The organism is Marinobacter sp. PE14 (genome assembly GCF_053566155.1).
In genome coordinates, this window is record NZ_JBQXNY010000001.1 from 85,119 (window position 1) to 110,555 (window position 25,437).

General features: G+C 51.2%; 24 protein-coding genes and 1 tRNA gene. 12 read left to right on the forward strand and 13 right to left on the reverse strand.

Features of this window, described 5'->3' with window-relative positions:
- Nucleotides 1–2: 2 nt before the first annotated feature.
- Both ACWJ62_RS00365 and ACWJ62_RS00370 read left to right on the forward strand, forming a co-directional pair.
- Complete coding sequence (locus ACWJ62_RS00365) at nucleotides 3–353, forward strand: hypothetical protein (RefSeq protein WP_449284413.1); 351 nt, start codon at nucleotides 3–5, stop codon at nucleotides 351–353.
- Nucleotides 334–2,313: a hypothetical protein gene (locus ACWJ62_RS00370; RefSeq protein ID WP_449284414.1), complete on the forward strand. Its 1,980-nt coding sequence runs from the start codon at nucleotides 334–336 to the stop codon at nucleotides 2,311–2,313. Before ACWJ62_RS00365 ends, ACWJ62_RS00370 begins: the two co-directional genes overlap by 20 nt.
- A 307-nt stretch (nucleotides 2,314–2,620) precedes the next feature.
- On the opposite strand, the gene ACWJ62_RS00375 is transcribed toward ACWJ62_RS00370, so the two are convergent.
- Both ACWJ62_RS00375 and ACWJ62_RS00380 read right to left on the reverse strand, forming a co-directional pair.
- Nucleotides 2,621–3,271 carry a hypothetical protein gene (locus ACWJ62_RS00375; protein ID WP_449284415.1) on the reverse strand — a complete coding sequence of 217 codons (651 nt, stop codon included), beginning with the start codon at nucleotides 3,269–3,271 and terminating at the stop codon, nucleotides 2,621–2,623.
- A gap of 10 nt (nucleotides 3,272–3,281) precedes the next feature.
- Nucleotides 3,282–4,319: an ImmA/IrrE family metallo-endopeptidase gene (locus tag ACWJ62_RS00380; protein ID WP_449284416.1), complete on the reverse strand. Its 1,038-nt coding sequence runs from the start codon at nucleotides 4,317–4,319 to the stop codon at nucleotides 3,282–3,284.
- A 193-nt stretch (nucleotides 4,320–4,512) separates the two neighbouring features.
- Here ACWJ62_RS00380 and ACWJ62_RS00385 point away from each other — a divergent pair, with 193 nt between their 5' ends.
- Nucleotides 4,513–5,070 (forward strand): sce7726 family protein, encoded by a 558-nt coding sequence (locus ACWJ62_RS00385; protein WP_449284417.1) that lies wholly within the window; start codon nucleotides 4,513–4,515, stop codon nucleotides 5,068–5,070.
- 1 nt (nucleotide 5,071) lies between these two features.
- Here the strand turns inward: ACWJ62_RS00385 and ACWJ62_RS00390 are convergent, their stop codons facing one another.
- Nucleotides 5,072–6,106 (reverse strand): beta family protein, encoded by a 1,035-nt coding sequence (locus ACWJ62_RS00390; RefSeq protein WP_449284418.1) that lies wholly within the window; start codon nucleotides 6,104–6,106, stop codon nucleotides 5,072–5,074.
- A gap of 166 nt (nucleotides 6,107–6,272) precedes the next feature.
- Nucleotides 6,273–6,692, reverse strand: a complete 420-nt coding sequence (locus ACWJ62_RS00395) for an HNH endonuclease family protein (protein WP_449284419.1) — start codon at nucleotides 6,690–6,692, stop codon at nucleotides 6,273–6,275.
- Nucleotides 6,693–7,666: 974 nt separating this feature from the next.
- Between ACWJ62_RS00395 and ACWJ62_RS00400 the strand changes: the two genes are divergently transcribed.
- Complete coding sequence (locus ACWJ62_RS00400) at nucleotides 7,667–8,512, forward strand: hypothetical protein (RefSeq protein ID WP_449284420.1); 846 nt, start codon at nucleotides 7,667–7,669, stop codon at nucleotides 8,510–8,512.
- Nucleotides 8,513–8,635: 123 nt separating this feature from the next.
- On the opposite strand, the gene ACWJ62_RS00405 is transcribed toward ACWJ62_RS00400, so the two are convergent.
- Together ACWJ62_RS00405 and ACWJ62_RS00410 are read right to left on the reverse strand one after the other, a co-directional pair.
- On the reverse strand, nucleotides 8,636–9,610 hold the full coding sequence (locus ACWJ62_RS00405) for a hypothetical protein (protein ID WP_449284421.1): 975 nt from the start codon (nucleotides 9,608–9,610) through the stop codon (nucleotides 8,636–8,638).
- The gene (locus ACWJ62_RS00410; protein ID WP_449284422.1) at nucleotides 9,610–9,975 is read right to left on the reverse strand and encodes a nucleotide pyrophosphohydrolase; all 366 of its coding nucleotides are present in this window, start codon (nucleotides 9,973–9,975) and stop codon (nucleotides 9,610–9,612) included. Before ACWJ62_RS00410 ends, ACWJ62_RS00405 begins: the two co-directional genes overlap by 1 nt.
- 639 nt (nucleotides 9,976–10,614) lie before the next feature.
- On the opposite strand from ACWJ62_RS00410, the gene ACWJ62_RS00415 reads away from it, so the two are divergent.
- Entirely contained in the window at nucleotides 10,615–11,841 is a 1,227-nt protein-coding gene (locus ACWJ62_RS00415) for a hypothetical protein (RefSeq protein ID WP_449284423.1), read from the forward strand.
- Between the two features lie 52 nt (nucleotides 11,842–11,893).
- On the opposite strand, the gene ACWJ62_RS00420 is transcribed toward ACWJ62_RS00415, so the two are convergent.
- The gene (locus ACWJ62_RS00420) at nucleotides 11,894–12,025 is read right to left on the reverse strand and encodes a hypothetical protein (protein ID WP_449284424.1); all 132 of its coding nucleotides are present in this window, start codon (nucleotides 12,023–12,025) and stop codon (nucleotides 11,894–11,896) included.
- An 859-nt stretch (nucleotides 12,026–12,884) separates the two neighbouring features.
- Here ACWJ62_RS00420 and ACWJ62_RS00425 point away from each other — a divergent pair.
- Together ACWJ62_RS00425 and ACWJ62_RS00430 are read left to right on the forward strand one after the other, a co-directional pair.
- A complete protein-coding gene (locus ACWJ62_RS00425; RefSeq protein WP_449284425.1) occupies nucleotides 12,885–14,540 on the forward strand; it encodes an AAA family ATPase in 1,656 nt (551 codons plus the stop codon).
- On the forward strand, nucleotides 14,533–15,375 hold the full coding sequence (locus tag ACWJ62_RS00430) for a hypothetical protein (RefSeq protein WP_449284426.1): 843 nt from the start codon (nucleotides 14,533–14,535) through the stop codon (nucleotides 15,373–15,375). Before ACWJ62_RS00425 ends, ACWJ62_RS00430 begins: the two co-directional genes overlap by 8 nt.
- A 311-nt stretch (nucleotides 15,376–15,686) precedes the next feature.
- Here the strand turns inward: ACWJ62_RS00430 and ACWJ62_RS00435 are convergent.
- The 4 genes from ACWJ62_RS00435 to ACWJ62_RS00450 all read right to left on the reverse strand — a co-directional run bounded on the left by ACWJ62_RS00435 (nucleotide 15,687) and on the right by ACWJ62_RS00450 (nucleotide 19,464).
- Nucleotides 15,687–15,762: transfer RNA gene (locus ACWJ62_RS00435), tRNA-Phe, on the reverse strand.
- A gap of 121 nt (nucleotides 15,763–15,883) precedes the next feature.
- On the reverse strand, nucleotides 15,884–16,156 hold the full coding sequence (locus ACWJ62_RS00440; RefSeq protein WP_008169302.1) for an oxidative damage protection protein: 273 nt from the start codon (nucleotides 16,154–16,156) through the stop codon (nucleotides 15,884–15,886).
- Nucleotides 16,157–16,231: 75 nt separating this feature from the next.
- Complete coding sequence (gene mutY, locus ACWJ62_RS00445; protein WP_449284427.1) at nucleotides 16,232–17,299, reverse strand: A/G-specific adenine glycosylase; 1,068 nt, start codon at nucleotides 17,297–17,299, stop codon at nucleotides 16,232–16,234.
- Nucleotides 17,299–19,464 (reverse strand): AsmA family protein, encoded by a 2,166-nt coding sequence (locus ACWJ62_RS00450; protein WP_449284428.1) that lies wholly within the window; start codon nucleotides 19,462–19,464, stop codon nucleotides 17,299–17,301. The genes mutY and ACWJ62_RS00450 overlap by 1 nt, the downstream gene beginning before the upstream one ends.
- Before the next feature lie 193 nt (nucleotides 19,465–19,657).
- On the opposite strand from ACWJ62_RS00450, the gene ACWJ62_RS00455 reads away from it, so the two are divergent.
- The 5 genes from ACWJ62_RS00455 to hisF all read left to right on the forward strand — a co-directional run bounded on the left by ACWJ62_RS00455 (nucleotide 19,658) and on the right by hisF (nucleotide 23,078).
- Nucleotides 19,658–20,119, forward strand: a complete 462-nt coding sequence (locus ACWJ62_RS00455; RefSeq protein ID WP_449284429.1) for an SRPBCC family protein — start codon at nucleotides 19,658–19,660, stop codon at nucleotides 20,117–20,119.
- A 138-nt stretch (nucleotides 20,120–20,257) separates the two neighbouring features.
- Nucleotides 20,258–20,851, forward strand: a complete 594-nt coding sequence (gene hisB / locus ACWJ62_RS00460) for an imidazoleglycerol-phosphate dehydratase HisB (protein ID WP_014578250.1) — start codon at nucleotides 20,258–20,260, stop codon at nucleotides 20,849–20,851.
- Between the two features lie 71 nt (nucleotides 20,852–20,922).
- Nucleotides 20,923–21,564 carry an imidazole glycerol phosphate synthase subunit HisH gene (hisH, locus tag ACWJ62_RS00465; protein WP_449284430.1) on the forward strand — a complete coding sequence of 214 codons (642 nt, stop codon included), beginning with the start codon at nucleotides 20,923–20,925 and terminating at the stop codon, nucleotides 21,562–21,564.
- Nucleotides 21,558–22,295, forward strand: coding sequence for a 1-(5-phosphoribosyl)-5-[(5-phosphoribosylamino)methylideneamino]imidazole-4-carboxamide isomerase (hisA, locus tag ACWJ62_RS00470; RefSeq protein ID WP_014578248.1), 738 nt, complete (start codon nucleotides 21,558–21,560; stop codon nucleotides 22,293–22,295). The genes hisH and hisA overlap by 7 nt, the downstream gene beginning before the upstream one ends.
- Before the next feature lie 9 nt (nucleotides 22,296–22,304).
- Entirely contained in the window at nucleotides 22,305–23,078 is a 774-nt protein-coding gene (gene hisF / locus ACWJ62_RS00475) for an imidazole glycerol phosphate synthase subunit HisF (RefSeq protein WP_449284431.1), read from the forward strand.
- A gap of 107 nt (nucleotides 23,079–23,185) precedes the next feature.
- Here hisF and ACWJ62_RS00480 read toward each other — a convergent pair whose 3' ends face one another.
- Nucleotides 23,186–24,001 carry a divergent polysaccharide deacetylase family protein gene (locus ACWJ62_RS00480; RefSeq protein ID WP_449284432.1) on the reverse strand — a complete coding sequence of 272 codons (816 nt, stop codon included), beginning with the start codon at nucleotides 23,999–24,001 and terminating at the stop codon, nucleotides 23,186–23,188.
- Nucleotides 23,998–25,404, reverse strand: coding sequence for a S41 family peptidase (locus ACWJ62_RS00485; RefSeq protein WP_449284433.1), 1,407 nt, complete (start codon nucleotides 25,402–25,404; stop codon nucleotides 23,998–24,000). Before ACWJ62_RS00485 ends, ACWJ62_RS00480 begins: the two co-directional genes overlap by 4 nt.
- Between the last annotated feature and the right edge of the window lie 33 nt (nucleotides 25,405–25,437).

Genomic DNA, 25,437 nt, shown 5'->3' on the forward strand with positions numbered 1-25,437 from the left:
TCATGTCTGTTTTTATCGTGCGCGAGTATTGGAGATTCCCGGTGAAGTCCGGCGAGGGAGTCGCAAATCATTTCTACTTGGATCAGGACTGGGGCGTGTGGATCGACCCGCTGATGATTCAGGTGGACAGGGCATTTGCACTTGAGCGGGCTACAACAGAAGGCCAGTCGCCAATCATAGATGACGAACAAGCGTTCCATCGCCTCGATTGGCTGGAAACGATATCGGACTTCACCGGTGCCAAGCGTTTGCAGACAAAGCTGGAGAAAGTCGCTTTGGGGCAGCCGGGGGAACTGGTGCGGACATTTGATCAACTTTTTGGAGTGCTGGGGAATGGCAGTAAAAAGCACTGAACAAACAGCCTCGGATATACCACCGGGGCTAATACAGCCGAACCTGGAAGCAGTGCCGGAAGAGCTACAGCAATACCGGCAATGGGTAGTCTGGAAAGCAGTTCCGATCAGAAAGCGGAATGGAACGGTCAAAATGACCAAGGTCCCCTACAGCCCGAAAACCGGAAAGAAGGCCAGTTCACGTAGACCGGAAACCTGGGCAACCTTTGATGATGTCTACGAAGCGTATCTTCTGGAAGGTTACACAGGAATCGGGTTCGTCTTCACCGCCGATGATCCGTTCGTGGGTGTAGACCTGGATAACTGCTTTGATGATTCTGGGAAACTGCGGGGTGACGCCCGGCGTGCAGTGGATGAATTGCAGTCATTCACCGAAAGATCACCATCCGGCAAAGGGCTGCATATTATCTGCAAAGGGAAGCTACCCGGCACAGGTCATTGCGACAACAAGGCAGGTCGGGAAATGTATCAGGAAGGTCGGTTTTTCACGATAACGGCTGATGTAGTGGAAGGGTTGGGCACCGTTAAGGCAGGCGGTGCCGGCCTAGAAACGCTGTATTCGGATTGGTTCGGACAATCCGACAGCACTGATGCAAGTCACACCGTAGGTGATCTGGATTGGGACCCTGAAGCACCGTTGGTGCCATTGGATGATATGCGAATAGGGGACGACTGGAAATCCCTGATCAGGGTCGGTGAAGGGTTGGACAAATACACCGATTCAGAGGGAAATCCTGACCGCTCCAGTGCATTGTTCGCGGTGTGTCAGGAAATGGTCAGTGCTGGGGTGAATATTGAATCTATTCTGACAACGCTCACTGAAGAGAAATACTTTTTGGCCGGGGCTGCACTGGACCGTAGAGGGAATCAGAAATCAGGCATGCAGTGGTTGTGGAAGTACACCCTCGCAAAAGTGCTGGCCAAGAATCGGGGTCTTGCTGATGAGTTCGATGATGACGTTGCGGTTTCTGGTGATGATCCGTTGGGTTGGATAGGAGGCTTCGAGGTGAGTGATGACGAAATGGACGAGATTCAGAATTCTGAGTTTATTGCTGATGGGCTAATCGTGCGCGGCCATTTGGTAGCAGTGGTGGCGGAGGCCAACGGCGGGAAGACCACTATATTTTTCCATCTCGCCGGGGAGATGGTCGAGAAAGGTTACACCGTGGTTTACGTGAATGCTGACGTATCGGGTGGCGATGCCAAACCCTATCACGCTATGGCGAAAGAAAAGGGTATTCGGTTGTTGCTGCCAGACATGAAGGTCGGCAAGTCCATGGATGGTGTAGTGAAAATGCTTGAGAAAATGCGACTGGCGGAGGGCGATTATTCCGACTACGTGTTCATTTTCGATACGTGGAAGAAAATGTGTGATGTTCTCAGCAAACGCGATGCAAAGAACGTATTTATGACGTTGAGAGCGCTCACAGCGAGAGGGATGACAATCATTCTCCTGGCCCACACGAACAAATACAAAGGGGACGACGGAATGCCGGTGTATGAAGGCACCGTGGACTTGAGGAATGACTGTGATGAACTGATCTACTTATTGCCGGAAAAACGGTCTGACGGCTCCATGATTGTTTCAACGCTTCCCGATAAGACAAGGGCTGCAATAGATGAGATCACCTGGGAAATTGACCAGCAACGAAATGTACGATTGCATGAAGAATATGAAGACGTGCTGACGCGCCGGAGAGAGCGGGAGCGAGTGGCAGAGGATCAAGATGTTATCGAAAGGATCGAGGAGCGGTTGCAGCAAGGCGAGGCTAAACAATCTGAACTAGTCAGTCATTGTAAGGAAGGTGGGATCTCTTGGAGACGGGCCCGGAGGTGCATTCAAAGATACTCCCAAAAGGATCAGGCGATTAGCACCGTACTGTGGTGGGAATCTGAGGGAGAAACAAACAATGCGAAAATTTATCGTCTGGTAGACGTTTTCGACGAGGTGCCCGCATAGAGCGCGTGTGGCACAAGTCCGCCCCCTGAAAAAGTGAATAACGAACAAGCCGGGAAAAGTGGAAAAGCTGGTAAAAGTGAAACCTGATTCTGCCTCAAATGGGAGATGTCACCGGTGGAGGCCGTTGGGGCTGTGGGGTTTGATCACTTTTACCGGTTTTTATCGTTTTATCAGTTATTACTTTTTCAGGGGACATCCTCCGGTGATGAATTCTTTAAATTGTGGAGCTAGAGAAAATTTGAAGATGCCCACAAACCACGCTCCGCGATCCCCGCGGTGATAAATCCCTCTTGGGAAGGACCCGTGATCAGAGCGTGAAGGATTTCTCGGCCTTCATGATCGGGACGTACTTTCCCGCCGTGGTTTGTTCCAAATGGTTCACGTAACTCTTGAGCGCCTCTTCAACACTGTCTTTTGGGCTTGGAGTGCTTGCTCCGAAAGTTAATGCAACCGCCTTGTCGACGTTTGGGTTGCTCCGAATGCGCTGAGAGACTGCGGTGAAATCACTACGGGATAGGATTATGAGGATAGCTTCCTCAAGACACAGAAACCTTATCCAGAGATCTTGGAGCTCTTGTATCGGTTCTACCTTTGATAAGGCAATGTAGGCACGTTTATCTCCGCTAAGAAGTTGGCCGTTTTCGATCTCTGACAATGCTGCAAATAGTGTTAATTCTCCGGTGTCTAAGTCTGGTCGATCCAAAGTAAGAATAGGGTTCGCACTATCTGCGGAAATCTCGACTTCGGACGCTGATGAAACTAGCGTCCTTGCATTTTCCATGGCAACCCTAGATTCCAGTTTCCGAATCGCTTTTTCCTCGTTGTTGAGATGGAGTTGGAATTTGAGCTGAGGAAGGACTCCCAGGTCCGATGCTTCAAGTTCTATTGAGGCCAGTAGAAACTCCACTAGATCGAACTGACACAGTTTTCTTGCTGCATCGCTATCGAGTAGTAACAAAACCACTTCCCTATCTATCGTACCCTTGGGTTAGAAGAACATAATCCGCATGTTCCTCGCTTAAGTCGCCTAAGTCGGTGTTTTCCTTGAATCGTTTTTCCAACAAATTCAGAGGGTTGATCTCTCGGGGGAGGAAATTTAGGGCTTGATTGGCGAGTACCCATTCATCGTGACTTTTAGCGTAAGAAAGAATGAGATGTCCGGGATCTATTCCGTACTTTTTTGCGACTGGGATTGTAGTTGCAAGAAGTTCTGCTGCAGATTTTTGGGAGCCAATTAGTTCAAGAGGGTCATCAATCTGCCCCCTAATCAATTTAAGAGCAAATGCATCAGCTTCTAGCTCCTGCTGGTCTTTTGGAACTTCAGGGCTACCCTCTAAATTTCCTTGCACTTCTGCCAGCTCTTCGTCTAGTAGAACAGAATCGGTACCTATATGCCCGAGCAATATGTGTCCGAGCTCATGTGCTAGAACAAAGAGCTGCCGAGCGGACTGTTTGTGGCTGAAACCCAAGATTATTGCAGGTCTATCTGCAACGGAAATTGCCATGCCAGTAACTCGTTTTGAGCCTCTGGGTAGATAATTAAGAAACAGAACGGGAATGCCATGGTTCCAGCAGAGATCAAGAAGTGATTGGAAGCTAACGGTGTTATCTTCGGAAAGGCTGAGGCACTGGTCTCTAACAGCAAGCGGATCTTCGGGTAATGCCCGGTAGGGAGGCTTAACAGAAAAAATTGAAGTCTTAGCCAAAGCTAGGCCAAGGTTTGCGGCCACTGTAAGCTCGGACTCCTCCGTGTCAACTCGATGCTTAAACCTCGCCGTAGGAGCCACTGACGCTATCTCAATGGTTCCGTCAGGGTTGAATTCCACGCTGAGCCCGAGACGCTGGCGTAAGATTAGAGCGAACTGTAGGGATCCAGCGCTAGTCCGAATTAGGCTGTTATCCCACCACTCCGGTAAGAATTTTTTAATGTAATTCCGCGGGTAACCAGCTTGTCCGAGTTGCCGAAACGCTGCTTCTGCGGTTATCGGAGTCGTGATTTTGTTCACTGGCTCCTCCCTGAATTGGTCAACGGCTGCATTCTCGCATGTTGATATTGGTGGCTTCCAGTGTATTCGTAGGCCTCGGCCAAAAGACTGCTCACAGAGCTGTGAATAGATATCTACTATCCACGGAACTGGAGCACTGCCTCTGATAGAATTCCGCGTAAACTTGGGACACGTGCCGACTCATGAGATTGCGATGCGCGAGAGAGAAATAAAACGAGCTTTAATTTCACATTTAGATCGTTACCGGAAAAATCAGAACGACTTCCCATACCTAGAAGAGCTACAAATTAATGGGGGTGAAGTAAGGGCAGATTTAGTAGACGTCCAGTCGATGCACTGCTACGAGATCAAAAGTGACCTCGATACTTTGGCCAGGCTCCATTCGCAGGGAAGTAGATACGGAAAAATATTCGATAAAGTAACTTTAGTGACTTCTGAGCGCCACCTTGAAAAAGCTCTGGCAATGGTCCCCACTTGGTGGGGGGTCATGCTTATCCCACAGTCTGGGAAAAAGCTCTTTAGAAGAGTTAGGTATGCTCGATTGAATTCGAGAATCGATGCATTTGCCATAGTCTCTGTACTCGACAAGCAAGAGGCTCTAGATGTGCTCGGCCGAACCAAGGGCACTCGCGGTTGGAAAAGCAAGAGCCTATATATTTTGCACCAAGAGCTAGCAAACTCCATCTCGGTTGAATCCCTCAAGCAGGAAGTTCGAGATTGTCTGTCGAGACGAACACCAATTGATATTTAGGCTAGTATTGTTCTCGAACTACAAATGTTATGTGATGATTCCATCCTTCGGTGATGTGGTAATGGCCACACTTTTTTTGTTTGTCGGGAAAGTTTGGGTCTGCTCTTTCCTCTAAGAGTTTGTCACCGAAAGAATAGGCCGCGCCTTTGAAGTGCGACGCGTACAGGTTCACAAGAATCGAGCTGATTGCGATAGAGTCATTTCGTGTGTTCCCCCCTGCTCTAAGTATCAGCCAATCGTCGTCTCGGGTGTATCTTATTGCTAGTCGCCGACCTCGCCTTGTGAGGTTTTCTTCCGTCCAGTAGGGATTGAGAATTCCGTAATCGCCGAAACCAACAGTGGCTTGGCAGAGGCCATCGATTTGTTTCCATAGTAGCCAGTCATTTCTCTTGAATTCTGCCATGCCCGTTTGGACTGAAGCTAAGCTTTCAGGGTAGGCCCCCGATAGCAAGTGCACGCTTTTTATTCCAATGGTTCCGACCAGATCAATGGCCAGGGCTAGTTGGCGACAGTCGGAGATTGGCCAAGTTTCCGGTGTTTGGCCCATATCGAGGAGTAAGTCTACGAAGCAATGTGGGTTGTTGATATTAATCTTTTGAAGTGCAGCCCTGATTAACGCCAACTGACCATCAAGAAGCCTGAGTTCTGAAAACTTCTCTCTCAATGTCACTTCCCCAAAACTAAGCACTAGGGCTAGATCGCTGGCGGCGAGGTTATTAAGGTCCTCAGGAGAGAGTGTAGGAACGACAGAGTAATTATTCTGCCTCGCTATCTGTAAGAAGGTCCGAAACTCACTTAGCCTTACTCCACTCAAACGTCCTTTTGGATCTGAGTAATCGACTAAGGTGACGTGCGCCCCTCGCACTAACTGATAGTTTGCAATGAGGTTAGTATGCTGCTGGGATGTTCTTATCTCTATACAAGGTGTGATTCGCTGTTGCACGTATGAATCTAGATTGGAAAGTGCTAGTTGCTCATATTGCTGCCACTTTATGACCGGAATATAGGGAGGGTGGTTTGGATAATTTGAAGCCATGGTTGCCTTCCTTGGATCATATTTGCGTACTCAAGAAATATGATTAGCACGCTTTCGAAACTCAAAAACTGTACACAAGATATCAGTTTGCGTCGAGCAATTGAGTCAGCGAAATTGAACGAATGGGTCTGGGAGGAGGGTAAGGATTACTTTTAGTAATTTCCGCCTATCTGCTCCGGTATTCGCAGCCGCCTTTCAGAGTCTCATATTGTGGGGTTTCCTCTGCTCCAAGTTGCAAGTTATACAGCTTAATGATCCGCAGGAAGCGGCTAATGTACTGACATTGACCGGAGGGAGGCAGCCATTCGGTCGGACTCTGCGCGCCCTTGCTCCTATTTAGGCCGGCTTCCACGCTCCAGAGGTTTACTGGATTATTGCTGAATTGCTCCCTTTTTTGTTGGCTCCAAGAGTCTGCGCCATGTTCCCATGCGAACTTGAGGGGAACGATATGGTCGACGTCAATTTGCGAGGCATCTTGAATTACGTTGCCAGTATAAGGTGATACCCACCGTCCACTGATCACCCGGCAGCGATCGGCCGAAGCAAACATAGGGCGGCGAGTCGATTGTGAGATCAAAGCCTCCATGCGGCTATTCTGGCAGTCGCCATCTTCATCGTTTCAGCCTGGACCAAAGTTAGAGCGCTCGTAATCAGTCTCGTCTGAGGCTGGTGTGAACTTTCGCTCCGACCGAGCTTTACCGCCATCATCTAGACAGCTTTCAAGGTTTTCGTATGATAAAAAGTTGGAAGTTCGCTCGTAATAGGGGCTTTGCTCCGTATGGCAAAACCCCGAAGATGACTGCTTCACCGGTAGGGGTGTTGCAGTCAACGGCGCAACTATTAGCAGTAAGCCGATAAGAGATTGTTTTAAATGATCTTTTAGGCTGGGCATGGTGAAGTCATTGAGATTCAGTTGGTGCTTATTGAAACTGGTGTGAGCAGAAGGTAGCGGGATTGATTTTGCCTTTGCTAAGGGTTCCATTCGATTCTTTGCCTGGAGAGGATGGGCCGTGAGTTTGGAGGCGTTTTGTGAGAAATCTCATACGCGCAATTAAGACTTAGCTGGTGTTGATGTCTCCTGGAATGGTTAGACTAGAGGTGAACTATTTGTTTAACACCGACATGGTTCAAAGCCGGCATGGATGCCTGGCAAGCGCGACACCTGCATAGTGGTGTGACTGGTCAGGGAGAGGTCTGACATCGCTAGATTTCCCCACTGCTCTTGTCCTCGTGGAATTCCTCGATTTCCCGATCGATACTCAGCTGGGGCTTGTTACCCATCTCTCTGATGTAATCTGAATGGTAATTTGGCCCCTCAAAACTGCTCAGAAGCCAAACGTCGTTTAAGACAGAACGTAATGTTACGGTTTCCCTACGAAGGCGCATGGTATTTATACAGAGATGGTAGAAAAATCTGATTTGGCTCCTTGTGAGTTGACACTAGACGTGAGCGACAAAAGGCTGTCCCCGACATTTCGACGAATAGCGAGTGCAAATGTTGCCGGGAGCCTGCACGAAAGACGTCTTAGGCAGGCATTCGATAAAGTCTGGCAGTCGTTCATGAAAAGCTCTGAGATAAGTCAGGGCTACATTAATGAGATGCAAAGAGAGGAGCATTTCTGGAAGAGCTGGTTTGAAATGTATTTCTGGTATTTCCTTGATGTGAATGGATATCAGCCGACGAATAGCCGTCAGGGGGGATCTGATTCGGAAATTGCGTGGAGAGGCCGAAAGATTCAGTTTGAAAATGTATCTCCTACTGTTGGCGAGGATAACCATCCGCATAAAGTCGTTCACAGGAGAGTTATAAGCGCTCCGGACCTAGCTGACGGTGTTCAAAAAACATGGAACTCTACCTCCGATGAAGAGAGCTTCAGAACGCAATTTGAACTAGATCTGATCATAAAGCGCATCACAACATCGTTTGTAGCCAAAGCTTCTCAGCTGGACAGACGTGTCAAGAGAGGCAAAGTTAGTAAAGGTGATCACTGCGTGATTGTGATCGATGTCAGTCAGATTCGGAAAATCGAGCATTTTGAGATCGAAGAGGTGGGGATCAAGGCATTGTACGGGCTAGGACAGGAGTGCTTCGTTTGGGAAGAAAAGGGAAATAGCCTTCAACGAAAATTTGAGCTACGTCCAGAGATTTTGCAGCCGGGGAAAGGCTCTGTTCAAACGAACTACTTTCTTGGGACAAAAGCGTTCCGCGACATAGCCGCGGTGATTTTATGCGACGCTAACATCTCGGATTTTGCTTTGGGTGTTCGGCCAGAGCTCTTTGTCTTCCATAATTATCACGCCCGAAACACCTTATCGAAAAAGCTTTTTCGTGAGCATCAGCATTATTACCCTGTCTCACTAGGCAAGAAATTCAGCATTCTGTCTCAGCGAAAAAGAGGAGCTTGAAAAACTCTCCCCAGGTTTTCAAGTTTCTAAGTACGAGCTGAAGGGAGAAGGGCAAGATTTCTTTACACCCTCGGAGTGTTGATAGCTGAGCAAAATAGTAGCCTTAAACTGCTAACTCTCTTTTTACCCGATCTCCTCAAACCCGTGCTCCATTCGGTGCCATCTAAAGTACTTGTCGTTTTTCCTGCTTAAGGCGGCGCACTTTGTACCCAAAACCTGATTAACATAGGTCTTAATCGGTTGGTGCTGGTCACCTACATGCTTGCCAATGACAATGCCTTGGGCGTCGACGCTTATCACGCCATTCTCGAATAGTTTGTCACAGCCGAAAACGCACATGGGTAATGCAATATTTTGCACATCCAGTTTTTCTTTTGTTTCGCAGCGAGATCGCTTCTTGATGTGTGCCGCTACCAGGTAGGCACGGGGATAGGTTTTACCACAGATACAGCACTCGGCTGCGGTTCTGTTCCCAAACAAATGGTTCACAATAAAGTGGTGCTCTTTTCTGGTGGGGGTTTCCGTTCTGCCGTCAGGTGATCCTTTCCTGATTTCCTCTTGGGTTTCTTCCAATGAAGGAACAGGTGAGGCTCCGGGGATTACGTCTTCGATGTTGATGTTTTCAAGAATTTGCTCACTGTCTCGTTGGCTTAATAACGTGAAGGGTATCCGCGGTTTCTTGGAAGAATTCTCGAACGCCACGTCGTAAGGAACTGAGATACGCGAGACTTGGTCTAGAAAGTATATGCCCTCCCAAGTGACACCTGCTTTCTCGTCTTTCCATCCCCAGAGGCTGGCGGCTAGCTTGGCATTCAAAAGCTTATGGGTGACGACCCCGGTGATCGACATTAGGGTCTTGATATTGAAGATGGCGATGTCGCCCGCTGCGAGATCGCGGTAGCTATTTCTGGTGTTTTGATTAATCGAAACGCCCCAGATGTGGGCTTCGCCTGAAGGATAAAGATTCCGTAAGCGTTTGATGGCCTCGGCGTCCAAAAAATACGAGAGGTAATCGATTGGCACCGGTTTGTGGATTGTCTTTATCAAGTTTCGTTGAGAATCTCTGTCTGAGCAGGGCTGGTAAGCAACTCTTGCCATTACACTTCCTTATCGCGCTTCGAATACTTGATTGAGTTTCCCTTGGAGAGCGAAACGGGGTACTTCTCGCCGTTTATTTCTATTTTCCGCTCCGCTGTCTCTACTAAGTCAACCTCGAGCCTGTCAGCGAGTCTCAGCAGATATAGAAAGACGTCAGCCATTTCTAGTTCGATCTCTTCTTTCGTCCCCGAAGACAGGTTTTTAGTTTCGGAAGCCTCTTGGTCAAGCCATTGAAAGTGTTCTAGAAGTTCAGAGCATTCAACGGATAAAGCGATAGCTAGATTCTTGGGACTATGGAACTGATTCCACTCCCGGTCTTCTGCGAATCTGGATAACTTTTCCTGTAGCTGCTTGATAGCGTCCATTTTGTTCTGCCTTTATCAAATGAACATTTTATGACGATGCTGCCAGCGGGCTGAGCTCTGGGTTCCTTTTTCTCCACTCGCCCTTTCTCAGCGCATTTTGACACGGCAAACTTCAAATTGCTTTTATTGGAATACGTCATCACGACAGAGAGCCTAGTGCAGTAATTGAGCGAGTTCGGATGCCGGCGTTTACACGGTTATTTGGCGTATATCTCTCGTAGTCGGCTGCATAGTGGTGTGACTGGTTGGGGATAGGTCTGGCACCAAAAACCTCTCTTCCCCGTGCTAAAAGCTTGCCCTCAAGCCTCCCTTTTCTTGATGGGAGCCTCCTGCATTTGAGCATTCTCCGGAGGGAGGTGGGGTTCTTGATAGTAGGCTAGCGCTAAGATTAGATCGCTAAAAATGGAGGTTGCGCGTGCCTGAGACTAAAACCTCGTGCGGGCTGCATGTCGGATCATAAAGGTTTGTCGCTGTTCGCGAAGTGTCGAGTGGTGCTCATTGCGCCTATATTCGCCCTGACTGCAAACTGCCTACAGTCCTCGTAAAATTGTGCAGTCTTGATGCTTTATTTTATGCTCCGTTGAGAGCGTTGCTGTTTTCCAAACCAGGCACTAATGCATTTGTAAAAGAAGGAGTGACATGATCAAGCCCAAGAAAGGGCGCTCAAATTTGCTGCTCAAGCCCTCTCCTTTACCATTCATTCCACCATTTGGAGAAGCAGTTAAACTCCTTGGTGTCCCCTCAAGTTTGAGTGGGGCTGTAAACCATCTCTCGAGAAAGCATCAGGAAGACTTACCTGTTTCAGAGAAAACCCTAAGGAAAGCGAGCGTTTCGCCCGTAACTCATGCCACCGCAGAAAAAATTGGTAAGTTTTTGCTCGGCAAGTTGCCCTATCAAACTGACCAAGATGAGGTGGATTGCCTTCATGAGCCATGGCAATCCGTGAGGGCGCTAAACAATGGTTACTCATGGCATGCTGGGGTTCTTTATCCGATTAAAAAGTTAAAAGTCGGTGCCGATTATGATCTCACTCGATTTCTTCGGTTTATTGAGAGTCGCTGCGAACAAGAGCTGGAAATACTGGGAGCTTTGAAAGAGATGGAGGGGCAGAGGACTGCCCGACGGGATGTCGAAATAACTTGGTACGAATTTCTAACAAGTACAACCGAGATTGCCGAAAACGAAATAGCAGATGGATTGCCCGCTCTGGTCCAATGGTGCACTGGCGAATCCCTGGAAGACTTGGAGCTCTTGAAGCTAAATCGGTTATTTCTGAGATTGACTGTTGATTTCTATTATTCTGTAGTCGCTTGTTTGGACTATGATCTAAGCAATCCACTTCGAGAGCAAGAAGTTGCAGATAAACGTTTGTGGGATGTCGGTCTATTCGGGACATTGGTCCCCACGAACTCTGCTCAAAACTTCAGGCAGCCCATCGACATACTTCTCGACGAATGGCGGACTGTTTTTGCAACATCGCCTGGGGAAAGGTTGAGTTGGGCTGAGATGTATCAAAAGCTACCTTATCCTTTTGGGGTTCCTCCTGAGAAACGAGCCGATTTTGCCTGTGTCGAGGATGCCATCAAAGAGGTTAATGAAATCAGAAAGAGTCGGTTATACGCTTGGCGCCGAGGTGAGAAAAGGCCTACCAAGGAACAAGCAGACGTTTTTGTTAGAAACCTTGTCCCAGCGGGCTATGACGATTGGTGGGCTTGTTTGCGCTTTTATTGGGCAAATGCACTTGGACGGCTGATTGAGTCGGAGAGAATTAGGAATGAACAATGGCTTTCTGCCACTGAAGTGGTGTCTGTCTTCGAATCTTACGATCGGTACTGGTTACGCTTCGGCGCTCCAGTTACTACATAGTTGAGTTGGGAAAACCGGCGCAGGCTCTGGGAGTGCGCCGGCTCAGGATCGGTTAATCGCCTAGATAATCCTCGTTATTCGGGTTGTGGGCGTCAGCCCAATCGTCCATGTCTGCGTCATTGTTTGGGTTATTAACGTCGGACCAAAGGTCTAGCTCATCTTTGCTCATGTCGTCAGTGTTCATAGACTTTCTCCTTTTCAGTGTGAACGACAAGGCCATGGTCTTACACCGAGGGGATTGGATGAAGGTAACCCTGAGAGGGAAATTCCACCTTTCGTTTTTTTCTCGCGAACCGTCTGCCTGCTGCGACGCAATTGCGTTCCATTGAACCTGGCCTGGTATTCGGCTCATCCAGAGTTGGAAAGTGGAACAGCTTTCGTCATTGCTTCCCACTAGAGGAAGCACGATTGGTGTTCTTCTCAATTCTATGGTGGGACGGTGTGGTAAGGTCCAGCCCGACTTTCGGGCGTGCTGAGTCTGGAATCGAACTGAGCTCAATTGGTAACTGGCGAAGAGATTATAATTAGACTCGGCCCCATTCAGCTTTCAGCTATCGGACACCACTGAAGTTTGCCGCTGACTACCGGACTTCCGGAAAAGGGTCGAAATTAACCGACATGACTAAGCAGTGCACGGCTCGGTGATTTTGGGCAGGTCATTCTTGCTGAATCTCTATGGGCAAGTGCGCTTGTTTACTCTAAGGCTAACGGTTGTGCGGTAGAAAGAGGGGCGAAGTTGGAGCAGTTGATCAACGCTCTTTCATACCATGGACTGACAAAATTATATCCATCTTTGGCTCGTAACGAGCCGATTCCCATCTGTAAAACATCCTCGTCTGATCACGTTGCGCCAAGGTGACTCTTCAGCGAATAGCCGACAGAGGGCTGATTTTCTAGTTCCGGTCAGATACGCTAATTGCGCGTAGGTTTTTGTGACTGGGATTTTCGAATTGTACAAGCATAGGTTCTAAACTCGATTTCACTTGGAGCGATAATAGTGCTTCTACTAAGGACATTCACGGCCATTTTTTAGGAAGTTAGATATGGTTGAAAAGGGAAAGGTTAGGGTATTATTCTCAGACGATCCTGTATCCATGGATCCTAATACAGGTCTCTCCGTAGTTATTTGTCCCTCGCGCGATAAGTATAACGATTTCAAGTTTCGAACTTTCGCTGATTTTTCTATTTATCTCAACGGAAATAGGTACTCATATGAGGGCTATGTCGGATTTTTTGATCAACCAGATGATCCAGATGTAAACGGTATAAATTTCCTCTGGAACTTATTGGGGAGTTCGGAGAGTAAAGTTGTCGATGCTCGTGACCTTAAGCTTTTCTCAATGGCGCAAAGTATTGAGGTCTACCGGGAAATCGTAAACTTCCTAGGCGTCGAAAAAACGCGCGATACCCTTCTTGCGATCAATGACCTAGTTTCAATTGGTGAATATGATCAATCAAATAAAATGGTTGATAAAGTGCGAGAAATGGAAATTTTTAATATGTCGTTTATGAGAAGGGCTGAAACTTTCTACGCATATAAAAATGCAGGGACAGTCCTCAAAGGGTTGGAAGAAGAAAAAATAATAGAGGTTAGTAAAGATCTGATAATAGATTTCAAGCTCAGTGGTTATGAAAATCGCCACAAAATAAACTTTAAGTTCGATGATGACGGCCTTCTTCCAAAACGAACCTCAATAGTAATAGGAAAGAATGGAACAGGGAAAAGTCAAACTCTGTCAAGAATTGTACGCGCGGCAATAAAAGGGGATGGTACCCTTGTCGATGGCGTTACTGGCGAGCGTCCAACATTTAACCGATTGTTAGCCTTTTCGCCCACCAATGAGGCGGGCCATGTATTTCCCGACGGACGCTTAAAGAATGTAACGGTCTGGTATAAGAGCTTTTCACTTAATCGATCCCGGAGATCCAGAAGAAATGAATATCTCAACGACCTGATTGTTCAGATCGCTCGTTCAGAGCAGGTGATTCTGAGCAGAAAGCGGTGGGATATCTTTTGCGACGTGGTGGAAGGAATAAGAGCCGGAAGAGATTTAGTAATTCCAACTAAAGATGAGTTTGAATCATGGATCACCTTGTCTGATCTGCCACTCTCAAATGAGGAGCGAGTACTCAAGAGATCAAAGGCAATTGATTACAAGTCGGAACCTCGGTGGTTAATTGAGGGTGAATGCTTTCCGTTGAGTAGCGGGGAGATTTCATTTGTTCGTTTTGCTGCCCAGGCCTGTCTTCACATCGATAGTGGTTCGCTGCTTCTTCTTGATGAGCCGGAAACCCACCTTCATCCTAACTTTATCAGTAAGTTTTCAGCTCTATTAAATGAGCTTTTATCGAAGACTGGCTCTATTGCGATAATAGCGACGCACTCGGCTTACTTAGTACAAGAAGTGTTCCGTGAACAAGTCAATGTTCTAAGGGCGGTTGATGGACGAATATCCATTGAACGTCCTAGGTTGAAAACATTTGGGGCGGATGTCGGAGAAATTTCATATTTTGTATTTGGAGAGGACAAAATTTCTGAGGTCGCTGAACAGGTAAGATCCGATATAGTCAGTCGATTTAGTTCATGGCAAGAGGTGATGGAGAAGTATAAGAATGAACTTTCTAATGAGTTTTTAGGGCAGATAAGATTGGAGATGGAAGGAAAAGCCAATCACGATGATGGTGGCTCTTATGAATAAGCTCCTTGCCCCAAAGGAAGATGATTCAGCAGGATTAAAGGATCTGGCTCACGGCCGTGGTAAATACGCATCACCGCTCCAGTCGGTAGAAAATAATATAGTCCAACAATATTTAAATTACGAAAAGCATCTCGGGAATCCATGGAGTATTAATCCGATAAATTTGAATGAAGATCAGAAGAGGTCGCTCGCTTACTATTATAAAAATCCAACGAAAAAACTTGCGTATATAAATGATATTAGAGCGAATGATGAGACAGATGTTTGTCCGATGTGCGGATCTCTTCATAGGGGGACTTTGGATCACTTCTTTCCTCAGGCCGATTACCCCGAGTTTTCTTTGTTCTCTTTGAATTTGGTTCCCGCTTGCAAATGCAATATTTTGCGACAAACCAAGCTCAAGGGTAAAGCTCCGAGTGAGCGCGTTCTTCATCCTTATTTTGATGCTTGTTTGTCCGAAAGGCTTTTGAAAGCAAGATTTAAAGATCTTGGAGATACGCCCAGTATTAGTGTTGAAATTTGTGTCTCTGTAGCGCATCCAAACTACACAGAGATTCAGTATCATGCCAAAAATATTGTAGAAAGTAGCAGGCTATATGAATACCTTAATAAGCGGTGGAGGAAGCTATTAATTAAACCGAAAGCGATATTGAGTGGCCTTAAATGGAAAACGCCAAGAAATAAAGAAGATCTCATTGAGCTTATCGAAGGACAACTTGAGACAGAGGATGAGGATCATGAAAGCAAAAACAACTGGAGATCGATTTTCGTGTGTGGGTTGCTTGAAAGAGATTTGATAGATTGGATGTGGAAAGAGAGGGGGCGCTTGTTTTAGGCCTGCTGGGACTTAAGCGATGGTGTTAAGAATGATGGGGTTCTGTATTTGGGGTGAGAACTGTAGCGGGTGGGTTCATGTGTACAGTTCGGCAGTTTCGCACTAGGTGTGTTTCGATCTATTGAGTCACAGGAAAAAATGAGTTTTAGGCGCGTATTCGGCAGGTATACCTCCCCAGCGTTCATTATTCCAAGATCCGATCTCTGCGCCCTTGGTTGAGAGGGTGTCGGATAATTGCTTACATATTGCTTACAAATTGGGAGCCAAGAACAACAAAGCCCGCACAAGGCGGGCTAAGTCATTGAATCTGATGGTGCCCGGAGGCGGAATCGAACCACCGACACGGGGATTTTCAATCCCCTGCTCTACCAACTGAGCTATCCGGGCATGTTGCGCTACTGCTGTGCAACGGGGCGCTATTAAACCGGTTTCGCTGTTTTGAGTCAAGGCTGAGCCGGAAAAATTTCTGAATCTTTTCAGGCATGCTCAGGCTTTGACCAATCCGGGGTTATTGTTCCGGTGGAACGTAGCCTTCGGCCTTGTCGAACGGCTCGTTGTTGAAGAAATGTTCCATCTGCGCCTGCAGGTACTTGCGGGTGTTCGGGTCCATCAGGCTCAGGTGTTTTTCGTTGATCAGCATGGTCTGCTGGGCCTGCCATTCTTCCCACGCCTGTTTCGAAATATTCTCGAAGATATCCTGGCCCTTGGCGCCGGGCATGGGCGGAAAATCCAGGCCTTCCAGTTCTTTCTGGTATTTGCGGCAGAAAACGGTACGGCTCATGGTGGCTCCTGTTGGCAAATGTTGCTGGCGGTGATGATAACAGATCGTTGCGGGCGAAGGCGTTACCGGACCGGATCAAAGCAGGGCCGCTTGCTCCGGTTCGGTAAGCAGCGACCGGATCGGTGCCGGCAGACCGAGGTTAAGGGCTTCGTGGCGGTGTAGCCATCTCAGATGATCCTTGTCTGCCACGGTGTTGGCGCCGCCGGTGACGTTCAACCGGGCGGGCTGTATATGCAGGTGGTAATGAGAGAAGGTATGTCGGAAGCCGCTGATCAGCTCTGGTTCTGCGCAATCCAGCCCCAGGCTCTGTTCGCAGGCTTCCTGGAGCTCTTCGGCGCCATAGGCCGGGTCCAGTTCCGGCAGGCTCCAGAGGCCGCCCCAGATACCACTGGGTGGGCGACGCTCCAGCAGAATGCGACCCTCGCCGTCCTCAAGAATCACCATCCAGGTGGATTTCTCCGGCTTGGCCTTTTTCGGTTTGGAGCCGGGGTAAAGAGAAGTTTCACCCTGGGCGTAGGCTTTACAGCCCTCTTGCAGCGGGCAGCTCTCGCAGGCCGGTCGGCCGCGGGTGCACACCATGGCGCCGAGATCCATAATGCCCTGGGTGTAGTCACGCACCCGCTGTTCCGGAGTGTGCGCTTCGGCCCGTTGCCAGAGTTGGTTGAGCACGGCAGTCTGGCCGGGCCAGCCGGAAATTGCATGGTAGCGCGCCAGCACCCGTTTCACGTTGCCGTCCAGAATGGCAGCGCGAATGCCAAAGGCCTGGGCCAGAATGGCGGCGGCTGTTGAGCGGCCGATGCCGGTCAGGGATTCAAGCTCCTCCTGGGTTTGGGGGAACTCACCATCGAACTCGCGCACCACCGTTTGCGCCGCTTTCTGCAGGTTGCGTGCCCGGGCGTAGTAACCAAGACCGGACCAGTGGCTGAGCACGTCATCCACGGGTGCTTTGGCCAGGGAGTGGACGTCCGGGAAGCGTTCCATGAACGCCTCGAAGTAGGGGATAACGGTGGTTACCTGTGTCTGCTGCAGCATGATTTCCGAGACCCACACACGGTAGGCGTTCCTGTTGTGGTGCCACGGCAGGTCATGCCGGCCGTGGTTGTCGTACCATTGCAGCAGTATGTTGGCGAAGCTGTCCGGCATTAGTTGAACAGTCCTTTGAGTTTGTCGCCGATCTGTTCCTGGACCTTTTCTTTAACCTTCTCCTCCGCCTTGGTTTTTGCCTTGTCTACTTCCTCGCGTGCTTTTGCCTTGGCGGCATTTTCGGCGATGGTTTTCAGGGTGTCCCGGAAGCGGGAGCCGTCAAAGGAGCAAAGCCCTGCCGGGTCCTCGGCGAAGTTGCCGCGGCACTCCACGGGAATAACCGCGTTTTCTACATACTCGGTGACTCGGCAGGCGTTGTCCCGGTGGATCTCACCAACGACTCTCAGCCCAACCTCATAATCCAGCTGGCTCTGGGCCAGGTCTACGGTGCCATTGCCCTCAAGACGCATGCCGGCCAGCGCCGCCACCAGATCGGTGTTGTTGAGGGTGTTGCCGTTGATGTCGAGGGTGCCACGCATGTCGTTGAAAGGGGTGGTAGTGCCCCAGTCTGTCGTCGTCAGCTCATCCTGGTTGACCAGAGCGATGCCCTGGCAGGCCATGCGGGTGAGGTTCATGCGGCGGAACTCGCCCTCTGCGAGGTTGAAGCTGACCTGTCCGTCAGCATTGCTGCGCAGTGCCGAGATCCGGTTGCCAGAGGTGTTGGCGTTCACTTTGAGGTTCGCGCCGCCGGCGAGCATATCCACTTCCGCCAGATCAGTGAGCAGAGGTAGCGTCTGTACGTTGGTGACGTCAGAGCCCACAGTCCATTTCGGATTGTCGCTGCGGGCGTCGATGGTCACGTTGGCGCCAAAGCTGCCCTCGTAAAGTTTACCGCTGAACTCATCAACCTTGAGCAGGCCGTTTTTCGCGGTGGCACTGGCCTTGATTTCGTTGATGGTCAGGTTGCTGACGATCAGCTGGCCAAGGCCCAGATCAATATCCAGCAACAGGCTGCGAATAGTTTCCAGAGGCAGCAGATCGCCCTCCGGTCCGGCTGCCGCCGTTTCCCCGGATGCTGGTGCTTCCTCTGCATCTTCTTCAGCTTTAGGTGGCAGGTACCGGTCGGCATTCAACTGGTCGCCCTGGAGCTGGAAGACAAGGCCTGTGTCGGCGAGGTTGTAACTGCCGGAGCCATTGAAGGTGGTGTCATCCAGTTTGATGGTCAGGTCGGTGAGTTCCACCTTTCCAGCCGGACCGCCAATGCCGGTGGAGAAGGCGATGGCTTCAAGTACGTCCGGATCGCTGGTTTCCACTGGGGGCTGGCCGAGGTTGTTCAGAAGATCTTTCAGCGAGAACTCGGGGATGGATATCTCGCCGCTCAGGGTTGGCTTGTCGCCGAATCCGGTAACATCCAGATCGGTAGACAGGTTCAGGTTGGCCAGGCTGGCGGTAAAGTCGCTAAGGTTAGCTGTCTCGTTTTCCAGGTTCGCTCTGGCAGAGCCCGCAAGTTCAGCCGTGACCTCTTTGCCACCGAACGGCTCGCCGGTCATGTCGAACACGGCATTCAGGCCGGATACGGCGAACTCGTTGAGCGCCTCGTTGGCGGCGAGGCGGGCGCTGATATTGCCATCTACTTCAAACGTGGGCTGGGTGGTGGCTACCCGGAACCCGATCTCCAGCGGGAACTCGGAGCCCAGAGTGATGTTGCTGGCGTTGACGGTGAAGTTCTCCAGCGTGACGGACTGGCCGGTGCTCTTATCGGTGTAGTGCACCTGGGCGTTGCTGATCTGAACGTTTTCAACGTTGAAGTTCAGAGGCTCGCCGCCGGCGCCCTCGCTTTCCTGTGCCTGTTCATCCTGAGTTCCGGCTGTTTCCTCCGTTGCCGCTCCTGCGGCCTTCTCGGGCATGATGCGGGTCCAGTTGCCGTTGCCCTGTTCGTCCACTTCGAGTCGGGCGTCCAGCCCGTCCAGTACGAAGGTGTTAACCCTCGGGGACATGGCAATCAGTGACCAGAAATCAATCTGGGCCACCAGTTGCTCAAGGGCAACGAAGCGGTCTCCTTCCAGTGTGGCCTCTACGGAATTCAGCTCAAGGCCAAGTGGGATAAAAGACCAGCCGATTTCGCCTTCAAGGACCAGATCCAGGTTCGTTGCATCCTCAACGGCCTGTTCAATCTGCGGCTTGTAATCGTTGGGGTTGATCACGGCCATGGCGATGGCAACGGCAGCCACGGCAAGAACGATCAGTGCAACGATGGCAATCAGCACATAACGGACGGCTTTCATGATTCAGGCTTCCTTCCTATTGTTAGGAGCTTGCAGTATTCGCTGTGAATACCGACGCTAATGACCCAAAGGATAACGCAGGGTTAACAAATTAACAGCGCGGGAGTATGACAATGCGGTAGTGTTGGGCCAAAATACACGACCCTGATTTTCCGACTACATTGATACCTATAAACACAAGAAGGAGTTGGCCGTGGCTATTACCGTTTCGATTGAGCTGAACCGCGAACTTGAGATTCCGGGCAGTTATGATGAAGTGTTCGATCTGCTGGCGGATGTGCCACGTTCAGCCAGTCACTTCCCGAAAGTTCACAAACTGACCGACTTGGGCGATAACGCCTACCGCTGGGAAATGGAAAAAGTGGGCGTCGACAAACACGCCATCCAGTCGGTTTACGCTTGCAAATACCACTCGGACAAAGATGCCGGCAAGATTACCTGGGAGCCGGTGAAGGGCGAGGGCAATGGCGTCGTGAGCGGTTCATGGACCATCAAGTCCAAGGGCGACAATGCCACCGCCGTGAAGTTCCAGACCAGCGCAGAGTTGACCGTGCCCCTGCCCAGCCTACTGAAGCTGGCCATCAGCCCGGTTATCAAGCACGAGTTCAACAGTCTCGTGGACACTTATATGAGCAACCTTAAGAAGGCTTTCTGACACAGCCCTTTCTGCCATTTACCCGCACTTCGCTATCGTAGCGATTAAACCGGTTGTGGGACTCTAGCGGACATAAAAGGTATAATCGCCGGATAGAATTTTCCCGGCGTTATGCCGCTCAATTGTCACGGAGTCCCCATGGCCGAACGTAAGGCTCGGGTAGAAAGAAATACCCTTGAAACCCAGATCACCGTTGAGATTGATCTCGACGGCACCGGCAAATCCAGTTTCGATACCGGCGTGCCGTTTCTGGAGCACATGATGGACCAGATCGCCCGCCACGGTCTGGTGGATCTGAACATCGTTTCCAGGGGCGATCTGCACATTGACGACCACCACACCGTGGAAGACATCGGCATCACCCTTGGCCAGGCATTCAAGCAGGCCGTTGGCGACAAGAAGGGCATTCGTCGTTACGGCCACGCCTATGTGCCTCTGGATGAAGCCCTCTCGCGTGTGGTTATCGATCTGTCTGGCCGCCCGGGCCTGATGATGGATGTGCCGTACACTCGCGGTGCCGTGGGTGGCTTTGACGTTGATCTGTTCGAGGAGTTCTTCCACGGCTTTGTGAACCACTCCATGGTGACCCTGCACATCGACAATCTGAAGGGTAAAAACACCCACCATCAGATTGAAACCGTGTTCAAGGCCTTCGGTCGTGCCCTGCGTATGGCGATTGAAATGGACGAGCGGATGGCCGGCATTACACCGTCCACTAAGGGCTCGCTGTAAACGCCTCGTTGTCAGAAGGCTCGCTTTAACCGGTCATTTTTCTCCGGTCAATCAAGGACATCGCAACAACCATGAAAACCGTTGCCATAATCGACTACGGCATGGGCAATCTTCACTCTGCCAAAAAAGCAGTTGAGCACGTTGCCCCGAACACCACCGTACTGGTCACCGACAACGCCGAAAAAATCCGTGAAGCCGATCGTGTCATCCTCCCTGGCGTTGGCGCGATTCGCGATTGTATGGCCGAAATGCATCGTCTCGGAGTAGTGGATCTGGTTCGTGAGGTCTCTCAGGATCGCCCGTTTCTTGGCATCTGCGTGGGCATGCAGGCCCTGATGTCCCGCAGTGAAGAAAACGGCGGCGTTGACTGCATCGGCCTGTTCCCTTCGGAAGTGCGCTATTTCGGTGACCACCTCACGGAAAACAGTGAGCGCCTGAAAGTGCCCCACATGGGTTGGAACCAGGTGCAGCAGACCATTGATCATCCCCTTTGGCATAACATTCCCGAAGGCGACCGTTTCTACTTCGTGCACAGCTTCTACGCAGAAGCCGAGGGCAACGCTGATATGGCAGGCCGCACCCACTATGGGGTGGATCTTGCGGCAGCAGTAGCGCGGAACAATATTTTTGCAGTGCAATTCCACCCGGAGAAAAGTGCCCGGGCGGGCTTGCAGTTGCTCGAGAATTTTACAAACTGGACTGGAAAATGCTGATAATTCCCGCAATCGATCTGAAAGACGGCAAATGTGTACGCCTGCGTCAGGGCCGGATGGACGACTCCACGGTTTTTGGTGACGATCCTGTCGATATGGCCACACGCTGGGTGGAAGCCGGCGCCCGCCGTCTGCACCTGGTTGACCTGAACGGCGCCTTTGCCGGAGAGCCAGTCAACGGCGAGATTGTCCAGGCCATTGCCCGCAAATACCCGGATCTGCCCATCCAGATCGGTGGCGGTATCCGGTCGGCAGAAACCATCGAGGCTTACCTGAAGGCCGGTGTGCAGTGGGTCATCATCGGCACCAAGGCGGTGAAAGAGCCGGAATTTGTCACCGAGATGTGCAAGAAATTCCCGGGCCACATCATCGTTGGGCTGGACGCCAAAGACGGCCGCGTGGCCACCGATGGCTGGGCGGAGGTCTCGGAAGTGATGGCCACCGATCTTGCCAAACGGTTTGCCAACGACGGTGTGGACGCCATTGTTTACACCGACATCAGCCGCGACGGCATGATGCAGGGCGTGAACGTGGAGGCTACGGCTGCGCTGGCGGAAGAAGGCGGGATTCCCGTCATCGCCTCTGGCGGCGTGACCAATATGGATGATCTCAAGCGCCTGGCTACCGTGGCGGACAAGGGCATTCTTGGTGCCATCACAGGCCGTGCCATCTATGAAGGCACCCTGGATGTCGCTGAAGCGCAGGCTTTCTGCGACGGTCTGAAGGGGTAAGGGCGGCTTATGGCTCTGGCGAAACGCATCATTCCCTGCCTCGATGTCGACAAAGGCCGCGTGGTGAAGGGCGTCAATTTCGTTGATATCCGTGATGCCGGCGACCCGGTGGAAGTGGCCCGTCGTTACAACGAGCAGGGTGCCGACGAAATCACCTTCCTCGACATCACGGCCAGTCATGAAAGCCGTGACACCACCTACGAGACCGTTGAGCGAATGGCGGCGGAAGTTTTCATTCCCCTCACTGTCGGCGGTGGCGTGCGTACTGTGGATGACATACGCAAACTGCTGAATGCCGGTGCAGACAAGGTGTCGATCAACACTGCAGCTGTGTTCAGCCCCGAGTTTGTTCGGGAAGCGGCGGATCGCTTCGGTAGCCAGTGCATCGTGGTGGCCATTGATGCCAAGCGGGTGAGTGCTGAGGGCGAGGAGCCTAGGTGGGAAATCTTTACCCACGGTGGCCGAAAGCCTACCGGACTGGATGCCGTGGAATGGGCCCGCAAGATGGTGGAAATGGGGGCTGGTGAGTTACTGCTGACCAGCATGGACCGGGACGGCACCAAAATCGGATTTGATCTCGGGCTGACCAAAGCCATCAGCGATGCTGTGATTGTGCCGGTGATTGCCTCCGGTGGTGTCGGAGAGCTGCAGCACCTGGCCGATGGCGTGACCCAGGGCGGTGCCGATGCGGTATTGGCGGCGTCAATCTTTCACTTCGGACAACACACCATTCCTGAAGCGAAGGCCTTTATGAAGGCTCAGGGCATAGAAGTTCGCGAATAGGGTGGATGGTTTGTCGGATTACGACGTCGTCTAATCCGACCTACTGTTATCCGCGTGCATTCCTATCGTAGGTCGGATTAGGCAAAGCCGTAATCCGACAGCCCAGATTACTTTTTCTGTGCAAAAGCAGGTCGAATGGCCTGCTTTTCTCCTTCCGCAAACATCTCCCGATTGCCATTGCGCATGGCCCAAAGGCCGCTGACGGTGGCAATGGCGATACCTTGCTCATCCAGTTTTGGCAGGTGCTTCTCCAGATAATCCACGGTGACCTTGTGAGGATGGCCGATGCCAATGGCGCTGCCGTTTTCTTTGGCGCGCTTGATCAGCAGTTTGAACTGGCGGTCCACAAACTCCTCTGTCTGTTCGTGGTCGAGAAACACGTCCCGGGTCATGGTCGGAATGCGGTAGGCCGCTGCGACATCACCGGCTACGGATGAGGCGATGGTGCGGCTGTCGATAAAGTACACCGGGTAGCGGAACAGCTCTTTCATCACCCAGTCCATGGGTTGCAGTTGCTGGGTCAGCAGGCTGCCCATGTGGTTGTTCACGCCCTGCACATGGGGAATCGACTGCAGAGCACGGCGAAGGGTGGTCACCATGCTCTGTTCGTCCATGTCAGGTGTCAGGCCGCCCGGGCCCAGGCCATAGTTGCGGGTGTTGGCCATGGGGGCGTGCAGCATGATTTCTTTGTGCTGTTTGTAGGCGAGCCGGGCCAGGCTGTCCGTGTGTGGACGGTAGGGCAGAAAAGCGAGTGTCAGCGGCTGATCCAGGTTTGCCAGTCGCTCACCTTCGACAAGACTGTGGCCCATGTCATCAATAATGATGGCAATGGTGGGCGGCAGAGCCTTTCTTGCCGGCTCCGCGGCCGCCGCGCCGGCGGTAAAACAAAATGCCACGGCCAGCAGAGTACTGACTACTCTCACTGATCGTTTCCTTCTGCCTTGGTTTTGTTGTTCGGGTTCAGGATCCGGATTCCCTTGAGCAGGTTCAGTGCCGAGCGTAGCTGATAATCACGGTCGGCGAGAGAGCCGGTTTCGTTCTGGGCGTCATTGTTTCCATCCTGGTCCTGCCCCTCGTTCTGGCCTTCAAGGTGCCCGCTCAGATCCGCTTCGGTGAAGAACGGCTTGCTGTCGAGCTCCTTGAGTTCCGCCGGTCGTACTTCAATATCGGGTTTGATGCCGGTGGCCTGGATGGAGCGGCCATCCGGTGTGTAATAGCGCGCGGTAGTCATCTTGATGGCGTGGGTCTCATCCAGCGGAATGACCGTCTGGACACTGCCCTTGCCGAAGGATTTGGTGCCCATCACCACAGCACGCTCATGGTCCTGAAGTGCGCCGGCGAGGATTTCTGAAGCGGAGGCGGAGCCGCCGTTGATCAGTACTACAATGGGCGTGCCTTCCATGATGTCGCCCGACCGTGCGCTGAAGCGCAGGCGGGAACTCTGGATGCGGCCTTCGGTATAGACAATCAGTCCTTCATCAAGTAGGGCATCAGCAGTCTCGACCGCCGCTTGCAGCACTCCGCCCGGATTGTTGCGCAGGTCGATAACAAGGCCGTCAAGATCGCGCCCGAGTTTTTCCTCCAGTCCGTTAAGGGCATCCTTGAACTGCGAGCCGGTATCCGCCTGGAACTGGGTAATGCGAACATAACCGTAGCCATTTTCCAGCATTCGGGATTTCACGCTGGTGACCTTGATGACGTCACGTTCCACTTCGATTTCGATGGGGGCGCTTTCGCCCTCACGCATAATGGTGAGCGTCAGGATCGATCCGGGTTTGCCACGCATTAGCTGAACGGCCTCTTCCAGGCTCATGCCCTTAACGGGCTTCTCATCCAGCTTGATGATCAGGTCTCCGGCCTGGACACCTGCCTTCTGCGCCGGCGTGTCGTCGATGGGCGCGATTACTTTCACAAAACCGTTTTCCATGCCCACTTCAATGCCCAGCCCGCCGAACTCGCCGGAGGTGCTCTCTTCGAGCTCTTCGTAGTCCTTGGGTGCCAGGTAGGTGGAGTGAGGATCGAGGTCTGACAACATGCCTTTAATGGCGCTTTCGAGGAGTTTGCGATCGCTAACTTCCTCGACATAGGCATCCTTGATGCGGCTGAATACCTCGGTGAACTTGCGAAGGTCTTCCAGTGGCAGTTGCTTTTCGGGATCCGGGAGGCTGATTTCCACACGTTCGCCGTTCTGGATGCCTTCCAGTAGCTGTTCGGTAGTGGCGTCTTCTTCCTGGGCCCAGGCCAGTCCGGAAGCGGTTGCGAAACAGGTAGCGAGAGCAATGCTGCGTAATGGCAAGGCGTGGAGTGTACTTCTGACCCGTTTCATTCACATATCCCGTTTTTATTCCGATAGTTGGAC